This window comes from Variovorax sp. 38R, from assembly GCF_014843395.1.
In the GTDB taxonomy this organism is placed as follows: Bacteria; Pseudomonadota; Gammaproteobacteria; order Burkholderiales; family Burkholderiaceae_C; genus Variovorax; species Variovorax paradoxus_H.
This window is the reverse complement of sequence record NZ_CP062121.1, coordinates 2,864,471-2,882,889: the sequence shown is the minus strand read 5'-3', so window position 1 is coordinate 2,882,889 and position 18,419 is coordinate 2,864,471. Positions and strand designations below refer to the sequence as shown.

The following is an 18,419-nucleotide window of genomic DNA, read 5'->3' as shown; positions in this document are numbered from 1 at the left end:
TATCGCATGCCTCTCGCCCCCCAAGACAGTCAGAACAGCAAGAACGACCGCACCGCCGTGCTCTGGTGCAACCTCGGTTCGCCCGACGCGCCCACCGCCGCCGCGGTGCGCCCCTACCTCGCCGACTTCCTGGGCGACCCGCGCGTGGTCGAGATTCCCAGGGTGCTGTGGGCGCTGATCCTGCACGGCATCATCCTGCGCACGCGGCCCGCGAAATCGGCCGCGAAGTACGCGAGCATCTGGCTGCCCGAGGGCTCGCCGCTCAAGGTCTGGACGCAGAAGCAGGCCACCCTGCTGGCCGGCTGGCTCGGCGAGCGCGGCCACCGCGTGACGGTGCGCGACGCCATGCGCTACGCCAACCCGTCGATCGCCTCGCGGCTCGACGCATTGCAGGCCGAGGGCGCCACGCGCGTGCTGGTGCTGCAGGCCTACCCGCAGTATTCGGCCACGACCACCGCGAGCGTGATCGATGCGGTGAACGACTGGAGCGGCAAGCAACGCCGCATTCCCGAATTCCGCTTCGTCAACCAGTACCACGACGACCCCGCCTACATCGAAGCGCTCGCGCAAGGCATCGAGAAGCACTGGACGACCGAAGGCCGCGGCGAGCTGCTGGTGATGAGCTTCCACGGCATTCCCGCGCGCAACATCGCGCTCGGCGATCCCTACGAGGCGCAGTGCCTCGAGACCGCGCGCCTGCTCGCGGCGCGGCTGGGCCTGGCGTCCACGCAGTACCGCACGACCTTCCAGTCGCGCTTCGGCCGCGCCAAGTGGCTGGAGCCTTACACCGAACCGACCTTGCGCGAACTCGGCGCCAGCGGCGTGAAGCACGTCGACGTGGTGTGCCCGGGCTTTCCGGCCGACTGCCTCGAAACGCTCGAAGAGATTGCGATGGAAGGCCGCGAAGCCTTCCTGCATGCGGGCGGCGAACGCTTCGGCTACATCCCCTGCCTCAACGACAGCCCGGTGTGGATCACCGCGCTCGCGGGCATCGCCGAACGCCACCTCGCGGGCTGGCCGACCCGGCCAGACACGACCACACCATGAAGAAAGACCTGCACGAAGCCAACCGCCAGTCGTGGAACGCGGCCACGGTCGCGCACAACAGCCACAAGGGCGACCAGGCCGCCTTCTTCCGCGCGGGCGGCTCCACGCTGTTCCCAGAAGAGAGCGCCCTGCTCGGCGACGTGAATGGCCTCTCGGTGCTGCACCTGCAGTGCAACGCGGGGCAAGACAGCCTGAGCATCGCGCGCCGCGGCGCACACGTAACCGGCGTCGACATCTCCGACGAAGCCATCGACTTCGCGACCCGGCTCTCGGCCGACTCCGGCGTGGCGGCTCGCTTCGAACGTGCGGACGTCTACGACTACTTCGAGGCCGCCGCCGCGCGCGGCGAGCGCCACGACCTCGTGTTCTGTTCGTACGGCACGCTGTGCTGGCTGTCCGACCTCGGCGCGTGGGCGCGCGGCGTGGCACAGCTGCTCAAGCCGGGCGGTCGCTTCGTGATCGTCGAGTTCCACCCGTTTGCGCTGGTGTTCGACCCACAGTGGAAGTTTCGCTACGACTACTTCAACGACGCGCCCGTGCCCGAGGAAGGCGTGGGCGACTACGTGGCCGAGTCGGGCGACGGCCTCGTGCCGGACGACCGCCCGATGCCCGGCGTGCAGGGCTTTCGCAACCCGCACCCGAGCTTCGAGTTCACCTGGGGCGTGGGCCAGGTGACGACCGCGCTCGCGCAGGCCGGCCTGGCCATCGAGCGCTTCGAGGAGTACCCGTACACCAACGGCTGGAAGCCCTTCGAAGGCATGCGCGACATGGGCGGACGGCGCATGGCGCCGCCCGAAGGCATGCCGCGCATTCCGCTGATGTACGCGCTGGCGGCACGCCGCGCCTGAACCAACTCAGAAGCGGCCGAGAAAATCCATCTTGCCGACGGGCACGCCCTTGTGGCGCAGCACGTCGTAGGCGGTGGTCACATGGAAGAAGAAGTTCGGCAGCGCGAACTGCAGCAGGTAGCGCTGCGCCGTGAAGTGCGCCTCGCCTTCGCGCGCCTTGATGGTCACGGGGCGTTCTTCCTGGCCGTCGATGAGCGCGCGGTCCACGGTCGCCAGAAAGTCCTGCGTCTTCGCGATGCGCGCCAGCAGGTCGTCCCAGGTCTTTTCCTCGTCGGGAAAGCTCGGGGCGGTGATGCCGGCAATGCGCGCCGTGCCCAGCTTCGAGGCATCGCTCGCGCGCTGGATCTGGCCGGCCAGCGTGAGCATGTCGGGCGCGAGGCGCGCGTCGACCAGCGTCGCCGTGTCGATGCCCTGGGCCTTCGCATGCGCGAGGCCCTTGTCGAGCAGGTGGGTCAGCTGGCCGAGTCCGCGCGTGAAAACCGGCACGGACAGGTCGTACATCGAGAGGGCCATGGCGAGGTGATCTTGGAGTTGAAGTCGGCCGGATTGTGATCCGGCCGTGCCTTCAACGACCGGCCGCGCGAATAAACCCTTCGATCGGGTCCAGTTGCTCCGCCACGTTGAGCGCGGGCGCGTGACCGCACCCCTGCACCTCGATCACCTGCAGGCGCCCGGCCGCGCCCGGTCCGCGCCGGTGCATCTCGTCGATCACCTCGGGCAGCACCAGGTCGGACTCGGCGCCGCGCAGGCACAGCACCGGCGCCTCGATCACGTCGTAGTGCGGCCAGATCAGGTAGTCGTTGTCGTGCGCGCTGAACTGCTTGACCATCGCCGGGTCGTAGTGCGGCGTGACGCGACCGTCGGTCAGGCGGCGCGTGGAGCTTTCGGTCAGGCGGCGCCACTGCGCATCGCTGAGCCAACCGTAGGGCTTGTAGACCGTGCGGAAGAAGGCCTCGAGTTCGGCGACCGTATCGAAGGCCGGCGGGTCGCCAGCATAGGCGCGGATGCGCTCGATGGCGGCCTGCGCGAGCTGCGGTGCGTTGTCGTTGAGCGTGAGGCTGGCGATGCGCGCCTTCATGCGCGGCTCGAACAGGCCCGACGCGCAGACGGTGCCGATCGCGCCGCCCATCGAGGTGCCCACCCAGTGCACACGGCCCAGCCGCAATTCGTCACACAGCGCATTGGCCAGGCGCGCGTAGAACGCGAGCGTGTATTCGTCGTCGGGCACCGGGCTCCACTGGCTCAGGCCGCGCCCCAGCGTGTCGGGGCAGATCACGCGGAAGCCGCGCGCCGCGAAGTGCTGCGCCAGCTCGTCCATGTCGCGGCTGGTGCGCGCCAGGCCGTGCCAGGCGATGACGACGGGCGCGTTGGCGGCGCCCCAATCGAGCCAGTGGATTTCGCGGCCGCAGAGTCGGGCGTAGTGCGATGTCGGCGAGATGTGCGATGACGGCGTCATGGTGCTGTTGTTGTTGCCGTCGCTCATTTCGCCGCCCTCGCCCGCAGCTTGCCGACGATGCCGGTCGGGAAGTAATACACCGACAGCACGAACAGCACGCCCAGCCACAGCAGCCAGCGGTCGGGCGACAGCAGCGCCGCCAGCCACGGCAGCCCGCTCGCGGCCTCGCTGCCCATGCGCAGCAGGTCCTGCAGATAGCTCTGCGCCACCACGAACAGCACCGCACCGATGGCCGCGCCGTAGATCGTGCCCATGCCGCCGATCACCACGATGAGCAGCACGTCGATCATGATCTCGAAGCTCAGCGAGGTGTCGGGGCCGTTGTAGCGCAGCCAGATGGCGAGCATCGCGCCCGCCAGTGTGGCGAACAGCGCCGACAGCACGGCCGCCGTGGTGCGGTACACCACCACGCGGTAGCCGATGGCCTCGGCGCGGAACTCGTTCTCGCGGATGGCCTGCAGCACGCGGCCGAAGGGCGAGTTCACGATGCGCAGCATCGCCAGCACCAGCACCACCGCCGCCACGAACAGCAGGTAGTAGCACAGCAGCCGCCCGTCGAGCGAGACGCCGAGGAAGGGCTCTTCGGCGAACTCGAAGCTCGGCGAGATCAGCTCGGGCAGCTTGAAGGTCAGGCCGTCTTCGCCGCCGGTGAAGTCCGACAGCTGCGAGGCCAGCGTCTGGAACGCCGAGGCCACGGCCAGCGTGATCATCGCGAAGAAGATCGCGCGCACCCGCAGCGAGAACAAGCCGATGGCCAGCGAGAGCACCAGCGAGATGGCGAGCGACGCGCCCAGCCCCACCAGCACCGCGCCCCAGTTGGGCCCGAGCCGCGAGGCCGAGATGGCGATGCCGTAGGCGCCGATGCCGAAGAACATCGTGTGCGCGAAGCTCACGATGCCGGTGTAGCCCAAGAGCAGGTCGAAGCTGGCGACCAGCACCACGAACACCAGGATCTTGGCCGCGACGCTGAGCGCCTTCACGCCCGGGAACAGGAACGGCGCGAACGCCAGCGCCAGGAACAGCGCCACCAGCAGCAGTGCCAGCAGGCGACTGCGGGGCATGTCGTTGGAGAGAAGTCGTTTCAGGAACATGACGGCTTTCTCCTCAACGGTTCGCCACGGGGTACACGCCCTGCGGGCGCCACAGCAGCACGGCCACCATGAGGAAGATGCTCGCGAACTGCGTGAGCGTGGGCAGCAAAAAGCCGATGTAGTTGGTCATGAGCCCCACCAGCACCGCGCCGAGCAGCGCCCCGCCGGTCGAGCCCAGCCCGCCGATGATGATCACGATGAAGATCAGCACGTTGACCTGCGCGCCCATCTGCGGCACCAGGTTCTGCTGAAACAGCCCCCACATCACGCCGCCCAGGCCGGCCAGCGCGCTGCCCACCACGAACACGCCGACGAACAGGCGCCCGATGCGGTAACCCAGCGACTCGACCATCTCGCGGTCTTGCACGCCGGCGCGGATGAGCAGGCCGATCTTGGTGCGGCCCAGCGTCCAGGCGAGCACGCCGAACACCACCACGCCCACGGCCACCGCGAGCAGCCGGTACTTGCTGATGGCGGCGTCGCCGATCAGCAGCGAGCCGCGCAGCGCCTCGGGCAGCGGCAGCGGAATCTGCGCCGGGCCCCAGATCACCTTGATGAGCTCTTCGCCAATGATCATGCCGCCCATCGTGATGAGGATCTGCTTCAGGTGCTGGCCGTACACCGGCCGCACGATGAAGCGCTCGAAGGCCAGGCCGATGGCACCGGCCACCGCCATCGCGGCGAGCATGGCCGGAAACACGGCCACGAGGTTGCGCCACAGCTCGCCCGAGCCGGTCCAGTCGCCCATGAGGCCGAGCACGCTGCTGGCCACGAAGGCACCCAGTGCAATGAACACGCCGTGGCCAAAGTTGAGCACGTCCATCAGGCCGAACACCAGCGTGAGGCCCGAGGCGATGATGAAGATGATCATGCCCATCGCCAGCCCCGCCACGGTGAGCGTGAGCCAGGTGGAGAAAGAGCCGGTGAGCGGCAGTGCGACGAGCGCGAGTACCGGGGCGAGAAGCAGTGGCTTCCAGTCGAAGTCGAGTTTCATAGGGCAAGTCCGAGCAGCGATTGCTGCAGTTGCGCATCGGCGGAAAACGCGGCCATCGAGCCGCTGTGCACCACGCGGCCGTTGTCCATCACCGCGACGGTGTCGCCCAGGCGCTGGGCGAAGTGGATGTTCTGTTCGACCAGCAGGATCGTCACGCCGCTGCGCTTGAGCTCGCCGAAGGCTTCGATCATGTTGTTGATCATCACGGGCGCCAGGCCCTTGCTCGGCTCGTCGATGATGAGCAGCTGGCGCGGCTCGACGATGGCGCGCGACACGGCCAGCATCTGCTTTTGCCCGCCCGACAGCTTGCCGGCCGGGTGGTTCCAGAACTTCTCGACCGCGGGGAAGAGCTTGAAGATCCACTTCAGGCGCGTGTCGTCGATGGCGTCGGCGTTCTTCGCGCCGCGCGCGGCCAGCACCATGTTCTCCTTCACCGTGAGGTCGGAAAAGATGCCCATGTTCTCGGGCACGTAGGCCACGCCGAGTCCGGCGATCTGCGGCGTGTGCATCGCCGTGATGTCCTTGCCGTCGAACTGCACCCTGCCCTGCGACGCATGCCACAGGCCCATGATGGTTCGCAGCGTGGTGGTCTTGCCCGCGCCGTTGCGGCCCAGCAGCATGGTGAGCTGGCCCCTGGGCACGGCGAGGTCGACGCCGTGCAGGATGTGGTACGCCCCGATGTGCGTCTGCACGCCTTCGAGGGTCAGGAGGTTGTCGGCGCTCATGCGGCCTCCTTCGCGATGCCCAGGTAGGCCTCTTGCACGACCGGCGAGGCGATCACCTCGGCCGGTTCGCCGTCTGCCACGAGCGTGCCGTTGTGCAGCACGATGATGCGGTCCGCGAGTTCGCGCACCACGTCCATCTTGTGTTCGACCAGCAGGATGGTCTTGGTCTTGTCCTGCTTCAGTTTGCGGATCAGGTCGAGGATGACGGGCGCCTCGGCCGCGTGCATGCCGGCCGTGGGCTCGTCGAACATGAAGACCTTGGGCTCGAGCGCCATCAACAGCGCCACCTCGAGCTTGCGCTGGTCGCCGTGCGGCAGGCTGGCCACGGTGGCGTGGGCGCGCGGCTCCAGCGCCACGTCGGTCAGGATCTGGTCGGCGCGTTCGGTCAGCGCCTTGTGGTCGCTCCAGATGCTCCACAGGTTGAGCCCGTGCCGGTGCGCGCCGGCACGCGTGGCCTGCACGGCGAGCCGCACGTTCTCCAGCACCGTGAGGTTCGGGAACAGATTCGTGAGCTGGAACGCGCGCCCCAGCCCGGCGTGTGTGCGCGACGACGGCGACAGGTGCGACAACGGTTGCCCGTCGAGCGACACCGTGCCGGCCGTGGCCTTGAGCTGCCCGGAGATCAGGTTGAAGTAAGTGGTCTTGCCCGCGCCGTTGGGGCCGACGATGGCCGTCAGCGTGCCTGGCGCGAATGCGCAGCTCACGCTGTTGACGGCCACGTGCCCTCCGAAGCGGATGGTCAGATCCCGGGTCTCAAGCATTGTGGAAAGGTCCTTGCGAATCGAAAAAAATCAGTGCTCGGTGAACGGCCTCAACAGGTGCCGATCACGTAGTAGTTGGTGCCCGTCTGCTTCAGCGTGGTCATGGCGTAGATGTTCCACAGGCCCATCGACTGGCCCGAGCCGTTGGCATAGGTCAGCCCCCACAGCGCATAGGCGCGCCCGGCGATGGTGTGCGTGTAGTTGCTCGCGGTGTAGCAGGTTCCGCCGCCACCCGAACCCGCCGTGGTCGCGCCCGTGGCGGCCGTCGACATCGCGCCTTCGACGTTGCTCGCGTTCAGCGCAGCCACGGTCCAGCTGTAGGTGGTCGACGCGGCCAGGCCGGTGTCGGTGTAGCTGGTGCCGGCCACCGGCGAGGCGTTGACCTTGCTGCCGCCGCGGTACACGTTGTAGCCACTGGCGCCCGAGACGCCGGCCCAGCCGACGACCATGCTGCTGCTGGTCGCACCCGAGGTGCCCACGCCCGTGGGCGCCGGCAGCCCGCCGCCACCGGCCGAACCGGTCACGCGGTCGATCATGGCCTTCATGGCCGCCATCTGCGGGCCCGACTTCTTGGCGTAGTTGGCGCTGTCGTAGCCCCACCAGTCCCAGCAGCTGTTGGTGGCCGCGGTGCTGGTCTGCGGGTAGATCAGGATGATGTTGTTGGTGTCGGCCCAGCGGTTGTAGCCGGTCTTCTTGACGTACTGGTCGCTCACGTCGGTGTAGTTCTGCTTGCAGCCGTGCAGCACCAGGTGCACGCGGCACGAGGTGGTGGTGCAGGCCTGCGGCACGTAGAGCCAGCCGGTGGCGGCCACGCCGTGGCCGGTGACGAACTCCGACTGGTTGAACTCGGTGAAGGTGCCGCCGAGCGTGCCGTTGTTGCGCGGGTTCAGCGGGCCGTACAGCTGCGTGAGGATTTCGCCTGCGAGGTCGAAGCCGCAGTTGTTGATGTACGGCGCGGCCGTGGTGCTGCAGGCGCCGCCGTAGTCGTCGGTGACCATCGCGTGGCCCGCGCCGAGGTTGTTCTTGTAGACCGTGTTGGCGGCCGGCACGAAGCTCTGGTAATACGTCTTCAGGTCGTCCATCACCGGCTGCTTGACGGTGTTGTCGGAGGTGCCCGAGAACAGGTACACCTTGGAGTTGGTGAGGTTCGACACCGGGTCGATCGCACCGCTGGCGGCCCAGCTGTTGGTGGTGCTCACGAGCGTCGACACGGGGATGCTGGTGCTGTGCGTCATGCAGCGCCCGGTGGCATTGAGCACCGAGCCTTCGGCGCAGTAGTACGGACCGCCGGCGACCACGCCCGCGCCGCGCTTGAAGGTGGCCGAGTAAGCCACGTGCAGCTGCACCGCCATGAAGCCGCCCGCCGACAGGCCGGACACGCTCACCTCCGCCGGGTTGGCGCCGAGTGCCGGCAGCGGCACAGCCGCCGTGGCGGCCTGCGCCGCGGCCGTGATCACCGCTGCTGCGGCAAACCCCTTCCAGTTGTTCCATCGCATCGCTGGCATCGCTGTCTCCTTCTGTTGTGTTTGCTCGAACGCTTGCTTGCAGACTGACGAATTGGCCGTGGAGCGCGACAGCGTGCGCAGGCGCAGGCTGGCGCTTCGCCCGGCGGCCATCCGGGGCGAAAAGGGGGCGGCGCCTGCATGCGCGCCGCGGGTTCAGGGGGCGATCAGCGCGTGTTCAGCGCTTGTTCTTGATGGGGATGTCCATCTCTTCGGGCTTGATCTCGTGCACCAGCTCGGGCACGCCCCACGCGAACGCTGGGTCGGCCTTGATCTTGAAGTGGTACATCGACTGCATCGCCTGGTGGTCTTCCTTGCGGAAGGTCATCTTGCCCTTGGGCGTGTCGAAGCTCATGCCTTCCATGGTGCTGATGAGCTTGTTGGTGTTGGTGTCGCCGTTGGTCTTCTTCAGCGCCGTCACCACCGCCATCGCGGCCGAGAAACCGCCGGCCGTGAAGAAGTCCGGCGGCGTCTTGAATTCCTTGTAGTGGGCCGCGACCAGCGCCTCGTTCACCGGGTTCTTCGGGATGCCGAAGTAGTAGTAGGCCGCGCCTTCCATGCCCGGCAGCGACTTGTAGGCCGCCATGGCCGGCAGGATGTTGCCGCCGGTGGCGATCTCGATGCCGTAGCGCTTCAGGTCGAGGTCGACGATCTTGAACGGGTTGCCCGCGCCGGCCCAGACGATCCAGATGATCTTGCGGCCCGGCTGGTCCTTCAGCTTGTCGATCAGGCGCTGCGCGCCGGCCGTGAAGTCGGTGGTCGTGGGCGGCAGGTATTCCTCGTGCGCGAGCTTGGCTTTCTTCAGCGCAGCGCCGAAGGCCTTCACGCCGTCGCGGCCGAAGGCGTTGTCTTGTGCGAGCGTGGCGACGGTGACGCCGGCCTTGTCGATGGCCACGGCGTTGGAGATGGCGTCCTGGCTCGAGTTGCGGCCGGTGCGGAAGATGTACTTGTTCCACTTGTCGCCGGTGATCGAGTCGGCCACGGCGGGCTCGACGATCAGGATCTTCTTGTATTCCTCGGCCACCGGCAGCATCGCCAGTGCCACGCCCGAAGCGGTCGGGCCGACCGCGAGCGCGGCCTTGTCGTCGGAGTACGCAGCAGCCAGCAGCGACTTGCCCAGGTCGGGCTTGCCCTGGTCGTCCTTCTCGAGGACCACGAGCTTCTTGCCGTTGACCATCATCGTGCCGCCGGTGGCGTAGTTCAGGCCCATCATCAGGCCGGTCTGCGTCTGCTTGCCGTAGGCCTCCAGCGCGCCGGTCTTGCTGTAGACGTGGGCGATGCGGATCTCGTTCGATTGGGCCCAGGCGGGCAGGGTTGCGGCGGTGGCGCCCAGGGCGGCCAGGGCGATGAGGTGGCGACGGTGCATGTCTTGTCTCCTGATAAAGGTGACTGAATATTGCACAGTTCGTGCCACCCGCCTAAGCCATTGATAACAAAGGCTTCCTCATTCGGGCGCAACCGGTTTCGACTGATTTCAGTGCATTCGCGTTGTCTTATTTTCAGACAACTGTCTTTTAATCAGTCAGGGTTTCCCAGCAGAGTCGCGGCGCGCCGCGAGCCAGCCTTCGAACTCACGTTCGGCCTGCATCCGCAGCGCGTTGCGCGTGTGGTTGCACACCGCGTGCGCGAGGCGCCGGTGCTTCTGCTGGCGCACGCCGCCCAGCGTGGCGTCGAGCAGGTGTTCGATGGTGGCCGACTCGGGCCGCCCATGCGGCTCGTCGAAGTCCATCGGCAGGCCGCACCAATGGCAGTTCGGGCCGAAGGTGGAACGCAGTGCCTTCACGCTCATGACAACCCCATCCCTGTCATGCGCTCGTACAACGTGGCGCGCGAAATGCCGAGCAGCCGCGAGGTCGCGAGCTTGTTGCCGCCGGTGCTTTCGAGCGCGGCGGCAATCGCCTTGCGCTCCAGCTCGGCCACCTGCTGCGACAGCGGGCGCAGCAGGGCCGCCTCCTGGTCGACATCGCGCAGGCTGTGCGAAGTGTCGGGCGCCTCGATCTGCTCCAGCCCCGCCTCGCGCAAGATGCGTTCGAGCTGCGCCGCATCGATGCGCTGCGAGTCGCTGCGCATCGTCACCTGCTCCAGCACGTTGCGCAGCTCGCGGATGTTGCCGCGCCAGTGCTGGCCGGCCAGCAGCGCGAGCGCGTCGGGCGTGAGCTCGGGCGGCGCCTCGCCGCTGCGCAGCGCCATGTCTTCGCCCAGTGCCTCGACCAGCGCCGGGATGTCGCTGCGCCGCTCGCGCAGCGGTGGCACGCGCAGCGGCAGCACGTTGAGGCGGTAATACAGGTCTTCGCGGAACAGGCCGCGCCGCACCAGCTCGGGCAGGTCGCGCGAGGTGGCGGCGATCACGCGGGCGTCGAAGGGAATCAGCTTGTTGGAGCCCAGCGGTTCGATCTCGCCTTCCTGCAACGCGCGCAGCAGCTTGGCCTGCAGGCCGAGCGGCATGTCGCCGATTTCGTCGAGGAACAGGCTGCCGCCGTCGGCCAGCTTGAACTTGCCTTCGCGCCCTCGCTTGTCGGCGCCGGTGAAGGCGCCGGGCGCGAAGCCGAAGAACTCGGCCTCGAGCAGCGTGTCGGGCACGGCCGCGATGTTGACGCTGACGAACTGGCCCTTGGCGCGCGTGGACGACGCGTGGATCGCGTGCGCCAGCAGCTCCTTGCCGGTGCCGGTTTCGCCGAGCAGCAGCACCGGGCTGGTCGACTGCGCGGCGCGGCGCGCATGGCGCTTCACTTCGACGGCCGCCGGGCTGCTGCCGATGAAGCTCGCGAAGGTGTACTTGGAACGGCGCTGGCCGTCGGGCGCGTGCTGGTAGAGCGGGTTGTTGCGCTGGCTGGCCAGCTCGCGCCGCGCGTCGTCGAGGTCGCGCTGCAGCAACGCGAACTTGCTGATGAGCGGTTGCAGCGTGGTCTCGGGCTGGTCGAACAGCACGATGCCGATGGCGCCGATCACTTCGCCCAGGCCCCGGTCGCCGTCCTCACGCTCTTCGCGCAGCGGGATGCGGCTCACGACAAACGTGCCCGCCTTGTTGGTCAGCAGGTCGATGAGGATCGGCTCGCCGGTGTCGAGCACGCGGCGCATCATGGTGTTGGGAATCACGTCCTCGACCATGTGCCCCATGAACTCGTCGATGGACGAGAAGCCCAGCGCCGGCAGGAAGCGCCGGTAGCCCTCGTTCACCCAGACGATGCGCCCGCTGCGGTCGACCAGGAACATGCCCTGGCTGATGCTCGAAAACAAATGAAACATCGAACGCGCGGCGAGCGCGAGGATGCCTTCGGCGTCCAGGGGCAAGGCGGGCGGCGGTGCGGCGGCGGAGGGAGCAACGGGCATGCGCGGATCGTACTGTGTGCGGCGCCCCGCCCTGCGGGAGGCAGGGCCTCGCTCACCCTCGATATGCAACCAAAAACAAAAGCCTTCAGCAAGCCTTAAGTAAATCAATCGTTTGATTTCGACCGTGCTCTAATCGCGCCGATGAACGCCCGGCCCCCCCTCACGCCAGCCCCCACGCCGCCGCGCCGCGCCCCCCGAGCCGACGGCGCCGAGGCGCGCCACCGCCTGCTGCACACCGCGCTGCGGCTGTTCGCCCAGAACGGTTTCGCCAAGACCTCGATCCGCGAGATCGCGCGTGAGGCCGGCGTGAACGTGTCGGCCATCAGCTACTACTTCGGCGACAAGGAGGGGCTGTACGGCGCCACCTTCAACGAGCCGATGGGCAGCGATTCGAACGACCTCGTGGCCGCCTGCAACGTGCCCGGCCAGTCGCTCGAAGCCACGCTGCGCATCTGCATGGCGGCCATGATCGATCCGCTCAAGCAGGGCGAGATCGTGCGCCAGTGCATCCAGCTGCACATGCGCGAGATGCTGGAGCCCACCAGCCAGTGGGCCAAGGAACTCGAGCGCGACATCAAGGGCCCGCACCGCGCCATCGTCGAACTGCTGTGCCGCCACCTGCAGGTGGCGCGCGCCGACGACGACATCCACCGCCTGACCTTCGCGATCACGGGGCTGTCGATGCAGCTGTACGTGAGCCAGGATTTCATCGAGGCCCTGCGCCCGTCGCTGCTGCGCACGCCGCGCGCCATCGACACCTGGGCCGACCGGCTCACGGGCTACGCGATGGCGCTGGTCCAGGCCGAAACCGCACGCCGCCGCCAGGTGGCCGCCGAGCAAAGAAAGAAGCCATGAGACGACTCCGACGGATTGCCCTTGTTCTGAGCCTGCCGCTGGGCCTCGGCCTGGCAGGCTGCGGCCTCACGCGCCCGCCCGCCTCGGTGAAGGCGCCCATCCCCGCGCAGTGGCACGCGCCCCTGCCGCACGGCGGCTCGCTCACCGCGCTGGCCGACTGGTGGCGCCAGCTCGACGACCCGCTGCTGGTCGAGCTGATCGCCGCCGCCGAAACCGCCAGCCCCAACCTCGCGAGCGCCGCCGCGCGCGTGGCCGAGGCGCGCTTCACTCGCGTGCAGGCCGGCGCAGCGCTGCTGCCCAGCCTGGACGGCACGGCGTCGGCGAGCCGGGGCGTCTCGGGATCGTCGTTCGGATCGGGTGGTTCTTCGAGCAGCAGCAGCACCGCTATCGCGCCGGTCACCACGCTGCAGGCCGGGCTGCAATCGAAGTGGGAGATCGACCTGTTCGGCCGCCTGCGCGCCGACCGCGACGCGGCCCAACAGAAGCTCGACAGCGCCACCGCCAAGTGGCACGACGCCCGCGTCGCCGTGGCGGCCGAAACGGCCAATGCCTACTTCGCCGAGCGCGCCTGCCAACTGCAATTGACCGTGTCCGAATCGGATGCGAAATCGCGCGGCGAAACGGCGCGGCTCACCGACCTGTCGGCGCGCGCAGGCTTCACCGCACCGGCCGACGCCGCGCTGGCGCGTGCCAGCGCCTCCGACGCCTCCGGCCGCCTCACGCAACAGCGCGCCCTGTGCGCGGTGCAGCGCAAGGCGCTGGTGGCGCTCAGCGGCCTCGACGAACCCACGCTCGTGCAGAAGCTCGCGGCCTCGCCCACGCAGCGCGCGCTGCCGGTGGTGGGAGCCATCGCCAGCGTGCCGGCGCAGGCGCTGTCGCAGCGGCCCGACGTGTACGCGGCCGAACTCGGCGTGGCCTCGGCCAGCGCCGAGGTGGGCTCGGCCGAGGCCGAGCGCTACCCCAAGCTCACGCTGTCGGGCTCGATCGGCCGCATGCAGATCCGCACCAGCGGCTTTCGCGAATCGCTCGACACCTGGACCGTCGGGCCGCTGTCGCTCACCGTGCCGCTGCTCGACGGCGGCGCGCGCGCGGCCAACTCCGAGGCCGCCAAGGCGCGCTACACCGAGGCCGTGTCGCTCTACCGCGCGAACGTGCGCCAGGCGGTGCGCGAGGTCGAAGAAGCACTGGTGAACCTCGACGCCACGACCGCACGCAGCACCGACGCCGACAGCGCCGTGAAGAACTACCAGGCCTCGTTCGACGCCACCCAGGCCCGCTTCAGCAGCGGCCTGGCCAGCCTGTTCGAGCTCGAGGACTCGCGGCGCACGCTGTTCGCCGCGCAGACCGCGCGCGTCTCGCTGCAGCGCGAGAGCACCGAAGCCTGGGTTTCGCTGTACCGCTCGATGGGCGGCGGCTGGAGCCGCCCCGCCGAAGCATCGTCCCCAATGACCTCCACCCCGGCCGCCAAGGTCGCGACGTCGCCATGAAAACAATGAAGCGTTCCACTCTTGTCATCGCGCTGCTGGCGCTGATCGTCGTCGTTGCCGCCGGCCTGTGGCTCACCCGCAAGCCGGCCGACGACAAAGCTGCACCTGCGGCAAAAGGCCCCGCACAGCGCCCGGCCTTGACCGTCTCGGTCGCCAAACCCGAAGCCACCGAGCTGACCGTCACGCTGGCCGCCAACGGCAATGTGGCGGCCTGGCAGGAGGCCGTGATCGGCTCCGAATCGAACGGCCTGAAGCTGGCCGAGGTGCGCGTCAACGTCGGCGACACCGTGAAGAAGGGCCAGGTGCTCGCGGTGTTCTCGCCCGAGACCGTGCAGGCCGACATCGCGCAGGCGCGCGCCTCGCTCGCCGAGGCCCGCGCCTCGGCAGCCGACGCCGCCGGCAATGCCGCGCGCGCCCGCACGCTGCAGGCCACGGGCGCACTGAGCCAGCAGCAGATCAACCAGTACCAGACCACCGAGCAGACCGCCAAGGCGCGCGCCGAAGCGGCCGAGGCCGTGCTGGCCGCGCAGCAGGTGCGCGGTCGCAACACGCAGGTGCTGGCACCGGACGACGGCGTGATCTCCGCGCGCACCGCCACGGTCGGCAGCGTGGTCGGCGCCGGCACCGAGCTGTTCCGCCTGATCCGCCAGGGCCGGCTCGAATGGCGTGCCGAAGTCACCTCGGCCGAGCTGGGCCGCATCGCCGTGGGCACGCCGGCCTTCGTGGTCAGCGCCAGCGGCGCGCAGGTGAAGGGCATGGTGCGCAGCATCGCGCCCACGGTCGATCCGCAGACGCGCGCGGCGCTGGTCTATGTCGACCTGCCCAACGTGCAGCAGAACACCGGCGTGAAGGCCGGCATGTTCGCGCGCGGCGATTTCGAACTCGGCCGCAGTTCCGCGCCGACCGTGCCGCAAAGCGCGATCGTGCCGCGCGACGGCTTCAACAACGTCTTCACGCTGCTGCCCGACGGCCGCGTGGCGCAGCTGAAGGTGCAGACCGGCCGCCGCCTGAAGGACCGCGTGGAGATCACCAGCGCACTGCCCGAAGGCGTGCAGATCGTGGTGCAGGGCGCGGGCTTCCTCAACGACGGCGACCTGGTGCGCGTGGTGGACGCCACGCCCACAACCACGGCGACGCCCGCGTCCGCCACCCCGGCGAAGGCAGCGGCATCCGCGCCTTCACCTAAATAAGCAAGCACAAAGGACACGCCATGAACGTTTCCGCCTGGTCCATACGCAACCCCATTCCGGCGGTGATGCTGTTCGTGCTGCTCACCTTCGGGGGGCTGCTGTCGTTCAACGCCATGAAGGTGCAGAACTTCCCGGACATCGACCTGCCGACCGTCACCGTCTCGGCCTCGCTGCCCGGCGCCGCGCCGTCGCAGCTCGAAACCGACGTCGCGCGCAAGCTCGAGAACTCCATCGCCACCATCCAGGGCCTGAAGCACATCACGACCAAGGTGCAGGACGGCGCTGCCACGCTGATCGTCGAGTTCCGCCTCGAAAAGCCGGTGCAGGAGGCCGTCGACGACGTGCGCTCGGCCGTGCAGAAGGTGCGCGCCGACCTGCCCGCCGACGTGCGCGACCCGGTCGTCACCAAGCTCGACTTCGCGGCCCAGCCCGTGCTGGCCTTCACCATCGCGTCGTCGCGCATGGACGGCGAGGCGCTGAGCTGGTTCGTCGACAACGACATCACCAAGAAGCTGCTCGCGCTGCCCGGCGTGGGCGCGGTGAACCGCGTGGGCGGCGTCACGCGCCAGGTGCACATCGACCTCGACCCGAGCAAGCTGCAGGCACTGGGCGCCTCGGCCGCCGACATCTCGCGCCAGCTGCGCCAGGTGCAGACCGAAAGCGCGGGCGGGCGCATCGACCTGGGCGGCAGCGAACAGCCGGTGCGCACCATGGCCACCGTGCAGTCGGCCGACCAGCTCGCCGACATGCAGATCGCGCTGAGCGACGGCCGCCGCATCCGCCTGGACCAGGTGGCGCGCATCAGCGACACCATCGCCGAACCCCGCGCCGCCGCGCTGCTCAACGGCAAGCCGGTGGTGGGCTTCGAGGTGGCCCGCAGCCGCGGCGCCAGCGAGGTGGAAGTGGGCCGCGCCATTCAGAAAGCGCTGGCCGACCTGCGCGTGCAGCGCCCCGACATCGAGCTGACCGAGGCCTTCAACTTCGTCGACCCGGTGGAAGAAGAGTACGACGGCTCGCTGCACCTGCTGTACGAGGGCGCCATCCTCGCGGTGATCGTGGTGTGGCTCTTCCTGCGCGACTGGCGCGCCACCTTCGTCTCGGCGGTGGCGCTGCCGATGTCGGTGATTCCGGCCTTCATCGGCATGCACCTGCTGGGCTTCTCGGTCAACGTGATCTCGCTGCTCGCGCTCTCGCTGGTGGTCGGCATATTGGTGGACGACGCCATCGTGGAGGTCGAGAACATCGTGCGCCACCTGCGCATGGGCAAGTCGCCCTACCAGGCGGCCATGGAGGCGGCGGATGAAATCGGCCTGGCCGTGATCGCCACCACCTTCACGCTCATTGCGGTGTTCCTGCCCACGGCCTTCATGAGCGGCGTGGCCGGCAAGTTCTTCAAGCAGTTCGGCTGGACCGCGTCGCTCGCGGTGTTCGCCTCGCTGGTGGTGGCGCGGGTGCTCACGCCGATGATGGCGGCCTACATCATGAAGCCCATCCTCACGCAGGAGAAGGAGCCGGGCTGGCTGCGCTGGTACATGCGCGCCGTGGAGTGGAGCACCCACCACCGCTTCAAGACGATGGTGATGGCCACCCTCTTCTTCTTCGGCTCGCTGGCGATGATTCCGCTGCTCAAGACCGGCTTCATTCCGGCCGACGACAACTCGCAGACGCAGGTCTACCTGTCCCTGCCGCCGGGCTCCACGCTGGCGCAGACCACGGCCGCGGCCGAGGAAACGCGCCGCCGCGTGATGCAGATCAATCACGTGAAGAGCGTCTACACCACGGTGGCGGGCGGCAGCGCGGGCGGTGACCCGTTCGCGAACTTCGGCACGCCCGAGACGCGCAAGGCCACGCTGACGATCCAGCTCGACCCGCGCGGCGACCGGCCGCGCAAGCAGCTGATCGAGAAAGAGATCCGCACCGCGCTCGAAACCCTGCCCGGCGTGCGCAGCACCGTGGGCCTGGGCGGCTCGGGCGAGAAGTACATCCTGGTGCTCACCGGCGAAGACCCGGCGGCGCTGTCGGCGGCCGCGGGCGCGGTCGAGAAAGACCTGCGCACCATTCCCGGCCTGGGCAACATCACCTCGACCGCGAGCCTGATCCGCCCCGAGATCGCCGTGCGCCCCGACTTCGCGCGCGCCGCCGACCTCGGCGTGACCAGCTCGGCCATCGCCGAAACCCTGCGCGTGGCCACACTGGGCGACTACGACCAGGCGCTGGCCAAGCTCAACCTCGCGCAGCGGCAGGTGCCGATCGTGGTGAAACTCGAAGACTCGGCGCGACAAGACCTCGACCTGATCGGGCGCCTGTCGGTGCCGGGCGCGCGCGGCCCCGTCATGCTGAGCCAGGTGGCTTCGCTCACGATGGAAGGCGGCCCGGCCGTCATCGACCGCTACGACCGCTCGCGCAACGTCAACTTCGAGATCGAGCTGTCGGGCGTGGGCCTGGGCGACGCCAAGACCGCCGTCGAGGCCCTGCCCTCGATCCAGAAGCTGCCGCCCGGCGTGCGCATCGCCGAGGTGGGCGACGCCGAAGTGATGACCGAGCTGTTCGCCAGCTTCGGCCTGGCGATGCTCACGGGCGTGCTGTGCATCTACATCGTGCTGGTGCTGCTGTTCAAGGACTTCCTGCACCCGGTGACCATCCTGTGCGCGCTGCCGCTCGCACTGGGTGGCGCCTTCGTGGGCTTGCTGATCGGCCAGAAGGCGCTGTCGATGCCCTCGCTGATCGGCCTGATCATGCTGATGGGCATCGCCACGAAGAACTCGATTCTTCTGGTCGAGTACGCCATCGTGGCGCGCCGCGACCACGGCATGAGCCGCTGGGACGCACTGCGCGACGCCTGCCACAAGCGCGCGCGGCCCATCATCATGACCACGCTCGCCATGGGCGCCGGCATGCTGCCGATTGCCGTCGGCTTCGGCACCGCCGACTCGAGCTTCCGCTCGCCGATGGCGATGGCCGTGATCGGCGGTCTCATCACCTCGACCGTGCTGAGCCTGCTGGTGGTGCCGGCGGTGTTCACCTACGTGGACGACATCGAGCACTGGATACGGCGCACCGTGCGCAAGCTGCGCGGGCAGCCGGCCGATCCGCACATCGACGACGATCTGATCGAGGCGCCCCAGCGCTGAGC

General features: G+C 68.6%; 16 protein-coding genes. 6 read left to right on the top strand and 10 right to left on the bottom strand.

All coding sequences use genetic code 11. The features are described 5' to 3' along the window. Positions 1-6 precede the first annotated feature (6 nt). On the top strand, positions 7-1,047 hold the full coding sequence (gene hemH, locus IG196_RS13115; RefSeq protein WP_192196503.1) for a ferrochelatase: 1,041 nt from the start codon (positions 7-9) through the stop codon (positions 1,045-1,047). Then, a complete protein-coding gene (locus IG196_RS13110; protein ID WP_192196502.1) occupies positions 1,044-1,895 on the top strand; it encodes a class I SAM-dependent methyltransferase in 852 nt (283 codons plus the stop codon). The genes hemH and IG196_RS13110 overlap by 4 nt, the downstream gene beginning before the upstream one ends. A gap of 6 nt (positions 1,896-1,901) precedes the next feature. Here the strand turns inward: IG196_RS13110 and IG196_RS13105 are convergent, their stop codons facing one another. The 10 genes from IG196_RS13105 to IG196_RS13060 all read right to left on the bottom strand — a co-directional run bounded on the left by IG196_RS13105 (position 1,902) and on the right by IG196_RS13060 (position 11,754). Continuing rightward, positions 1,902-2,408 (bottom strand): DUF1993 family protein, encoded by a 507-nt coding sequence (locus tag IG196_RS13105; RefSeq protein ID WP_192196501.1) that lies wholly within the window; start codon positions 2,406-2,408, stop codon positions 1,902-1,904. 52 nt (positions 2,409-2,460) lie between these two features. Further along, positions 2,461-3,378: an alpha/beta fold hydrolase gene (locus tag IG196_RS13100; RefSeq protein ID WP_412556378.1), complete on the bottom strand. Its 918-nt coding sequence runs from the start codon at positions 3,376-3,378 to the stop codon at positions 2,461-2,463. After that, entirely contained in the window at positions 3,375-4,442 is a 1,068-nt protein-coding gene (locus IG196_RS13095) for a branched-chain amino acid ABC transporter permease (RefSeq protein ID WP_101492918.1), read from the bottom strand. Before IG196_RS13095 ends, IG196_RS13100 begins: the two co-directional genes overlap by 4 nt. Before the next feature lie 13 nt (positions 4,443-4,455). Beyond that, positions 4,456-5,436 carry a branched-chain amino acid ABC transporter permease gene (locus tag IG196_RS13090; RefSeq protein WP_192196500.1) on the bottom strand — a complete coding sequence of 327 codons (981 nt, stop codon included), beginning with the start codon at positions 5,434-5,436 and terminating at the stop codon, positions 4,456-4,458. After that, positions 5,433-6,161: an ABC transporter ATP-binding protein gene (locus IG196_RS13085; RefSeq protein ID WP_192196499.1), complete on the bottom strand. Its 729-nt coding sequence runs from the start codon at positions 6,159-6,161 to the stop codon at positions 5,433-5,435. Before IG196_RS13085 ends, IG196_RS13090 begins: the two co-directional genes overlap by 4 nt. Next, on the bottom strand, positions 6,158-6,922 hold the full coding sequence (locus tag IG196_RS13080; RefSeq protein WP_192196498.1) for an ABC transporter ATP-binding protein: 765 nt from the start codon (positions 6,920-6,922) through the stop codon (positions 6,158-6,160). Before IG196_RS13080 ends, IG196_RS13085 begins: the two co-directional genes overlap by 4 nt. A 50-nt stretch (positions 6,923-6,972) precedes the next feature. Then, on the bottom strand, positions 6,973-8,427 hold the full coding sequence (locus IG196_RS13075; RefSeq protein WP_192196497.1) for a PHB depolymerase family esterase: 1,455 nt from the start codon (positions 8,425-8,427) through the stop codon (positions 6,973-6,975). A gap of 175 nt (positions 8,428-8,602) precedes the next feature. After that, positions 8,603-9,790 carry a substrate-binding domain-containing protein gene (locus tag IG196_RS13070; RefSeq protein ID WP_101492913.1) on the bottom strand — a complete coding sequence of 396 codons (1,188 nt, stop codon included), beginning with the start codon at positions 9,788-9,790 and terminating at the stop codon, positions 8,603-8,605. 156 nt (positions 9,791-9,946) lie between these two features. Beyond that, positions 9,947-10,213 carry a hypothetical protein gene (locus IG196_RS13065; protein WP_192196496.1) on the bottom strand — a complete coding sequence of 89 codons (267 nt, stop codon included), beginning with the start codon at positions 10,211-10,213 and terminating at the stop codon, positions 9,947-9,949. Next, complete coding sequence (locus IG196_RS13060) at positions 10,210-11,754, bottom strand: sigma-54 interaction domain-containing protein (protein WP_101492911.1); 1,545 nt, start codon at positions 11,752-11,754, stop codon at positions 10,210-10,212. The genes IG196_RS13065 and IG196_RS13060 overlap by 4 nt, the downstream gene beginning before the upstream one ends. Before the next feature lie 141 nt (positions 11,755-11,895). Here IG196_RS13060 and IG196_RS13055 point away from each other — a divergent pair, with 141 nt between their 5' ends. The 4 genes from IG196_RS13055 to IG196_RS13040 are packed head-to-tail and all read left to right on the top strand — an operon-like array spanning position 11,896 to position 18,417. Beyond that, a complete protein-coding gene (locus IG196_RS13055) occupies positions 11,896-12,609 on the top strand; it encodes a TetR/AcrR family transcriptional regulator (RefSeq protein WP_192196495.1) in 714 nt (237 codons plus the stop codon). After that, entirely contained in the window at positions 12,606-14,096 is a 1,491-nt protein-coding gene (locus tag IG196_RS13050; RefSeq protein WP_192196494.1) for an efflux transporter outer membrane subunit, read from the top strand. The genes IG196_RS13055 and IG196_RS13050 overlap by 4 nt, the downstream gene beginning before the upstream one ends. Then, positions 14,093-15,286 (top strand): efflux RND transporter periplasmic adaptor subunit, encoded by a 1,194-nt coding sequence (locus tag IG196_RS13045; protein ID WP_192196493.1) that lies wholly within the window; start codon positions 14,093-14,095, stop codon positions 15,284-15,286. The genes IG196_RS13050 and IG196_RS13045 overlap by 4 nt, the downstream gene beginning before the upstream one ends. Before the next feature lie 20 nt (positions 15,287-15,306). Continuing rightward, positions 15,307-18,417, top strand: a complete 3,111-nt coding sequence (locus tag IG196_RS13040) for an efflux RND transporter permease subunit (RefSeq protein WP_192196492.1) — start codon at positions 15,307-15,309, stop codon at positions 18,415-18,417. The last annotated feature ends 2 nt before the right edge of the window (positions 18,418-18,419 follow it).

Coding starts and splice junctions, on each gene's coding strand:
- IG196_RS13110 (WP_192196502.1), top strand. CDS start 1,044: ATGAAGAAAGACCTGCACGAAGCCAACCGCCAGTCGTGGAACGCGGCC.
- IG196_RS13040 (WP_192196492.1), top strand. CDS start 15,307: ATGAACGTTTCCGCCTGGTCCATACGCAACCCCATTCCGGCGGTGATG.
- IG196_RS13085 (WP_192196499.1), bottom strand. CDS start 6,161: ATGAGCGCCGACAACCTCCTGACCCTCGAAGGCGTGCAGACGCACATC.
- IG196_RS13050 (WP_192196494.1), top strand. CDS start 12,606: ATGAGACGACTCCGACGGATTGCCCTTGTTCTGAGCCTGCCGCTGGGC.
- hemH (WP_192196503.1), top strand. CDS start 7: ATGCCTCTCGCCCCCCAAGACAGTCAGAACAGCAAGAACGACCGCACC.
- IG196_RS13090 (WP_192196500.1), bottom strand. CDS start 5,436: ATGAAACTCGACTTCGACTGGAAGCCACTGCTTCTCGCCCCGGTACTC.
- IG196_RS13045 (WP_192196493.1), top strand. CDS start 14,093: ATGAAAACAATGAAGCGTTCCACTCTTGTCATCGCGCTGCTGGCGCTG.
- IG196_RS13080 (WP_192196498.1), bottom strand. CDS start 6,922: ATGCTTGAGACCCGGGATCTGACCATCCGCTTCGGAGGGCACGTGGCC.
- IG196_RS13055 (WP_192196495.1), top strand. CDS start 11,896: ATGAACGCCCGGCCCCCCCTCACGCCAGCCCCCACGCCGCCGCGCCGC.
- IG196_RS13095 (WP_101492918.1), bottom strand. CDS start 4,442: ATGTTCCTGAAACGACTTCTCTCCAACGACATGCCCCGCAGTCGCCTG.
- IG196_RS13100 (WP_412556378.1), bottom strand. CDS start 3,378: ATGAGCGACGGCAACAACAACAGCACCATGACGCCGTCATCGCACATC.
- IG196_RS13060 (WP_101492911.1), bottom strand. CDS start 11,754: ATGCCCGTTGCTCCCTCCGCCGCCGCACCGCCGCCCGCCTTGCCCCTG.
- IG196_RS13075 (WP_192196497.1), bottom strand. CDS start 8,427: ATGCCAGCGATGCGATGGAACAACTGGAAGGGGTTTGCCGCAGCAGCG.
- IG196_RS13070 (WP_101492913.1), bottom strand. CDS start 9,790: ATGCACCGTCGCCACCTCATCGCCCTGGCCGCCCTGGGCGCCACCGCC.
- IG196_RS13105 (WP_192196501.1), bottom strand. CDS start 2,408: ATGGCCCTCTCGATGTACGACCTGTCCGTGCCGGTTTTCACGCGCGGA.
- IG196_RS13065 (WP_192196496.1), bottom strand. CDS start 10,213: ATGAGCGTGAAGGCACTGCGTTCCACCTTCGGCCCGAACTGCCATTGG.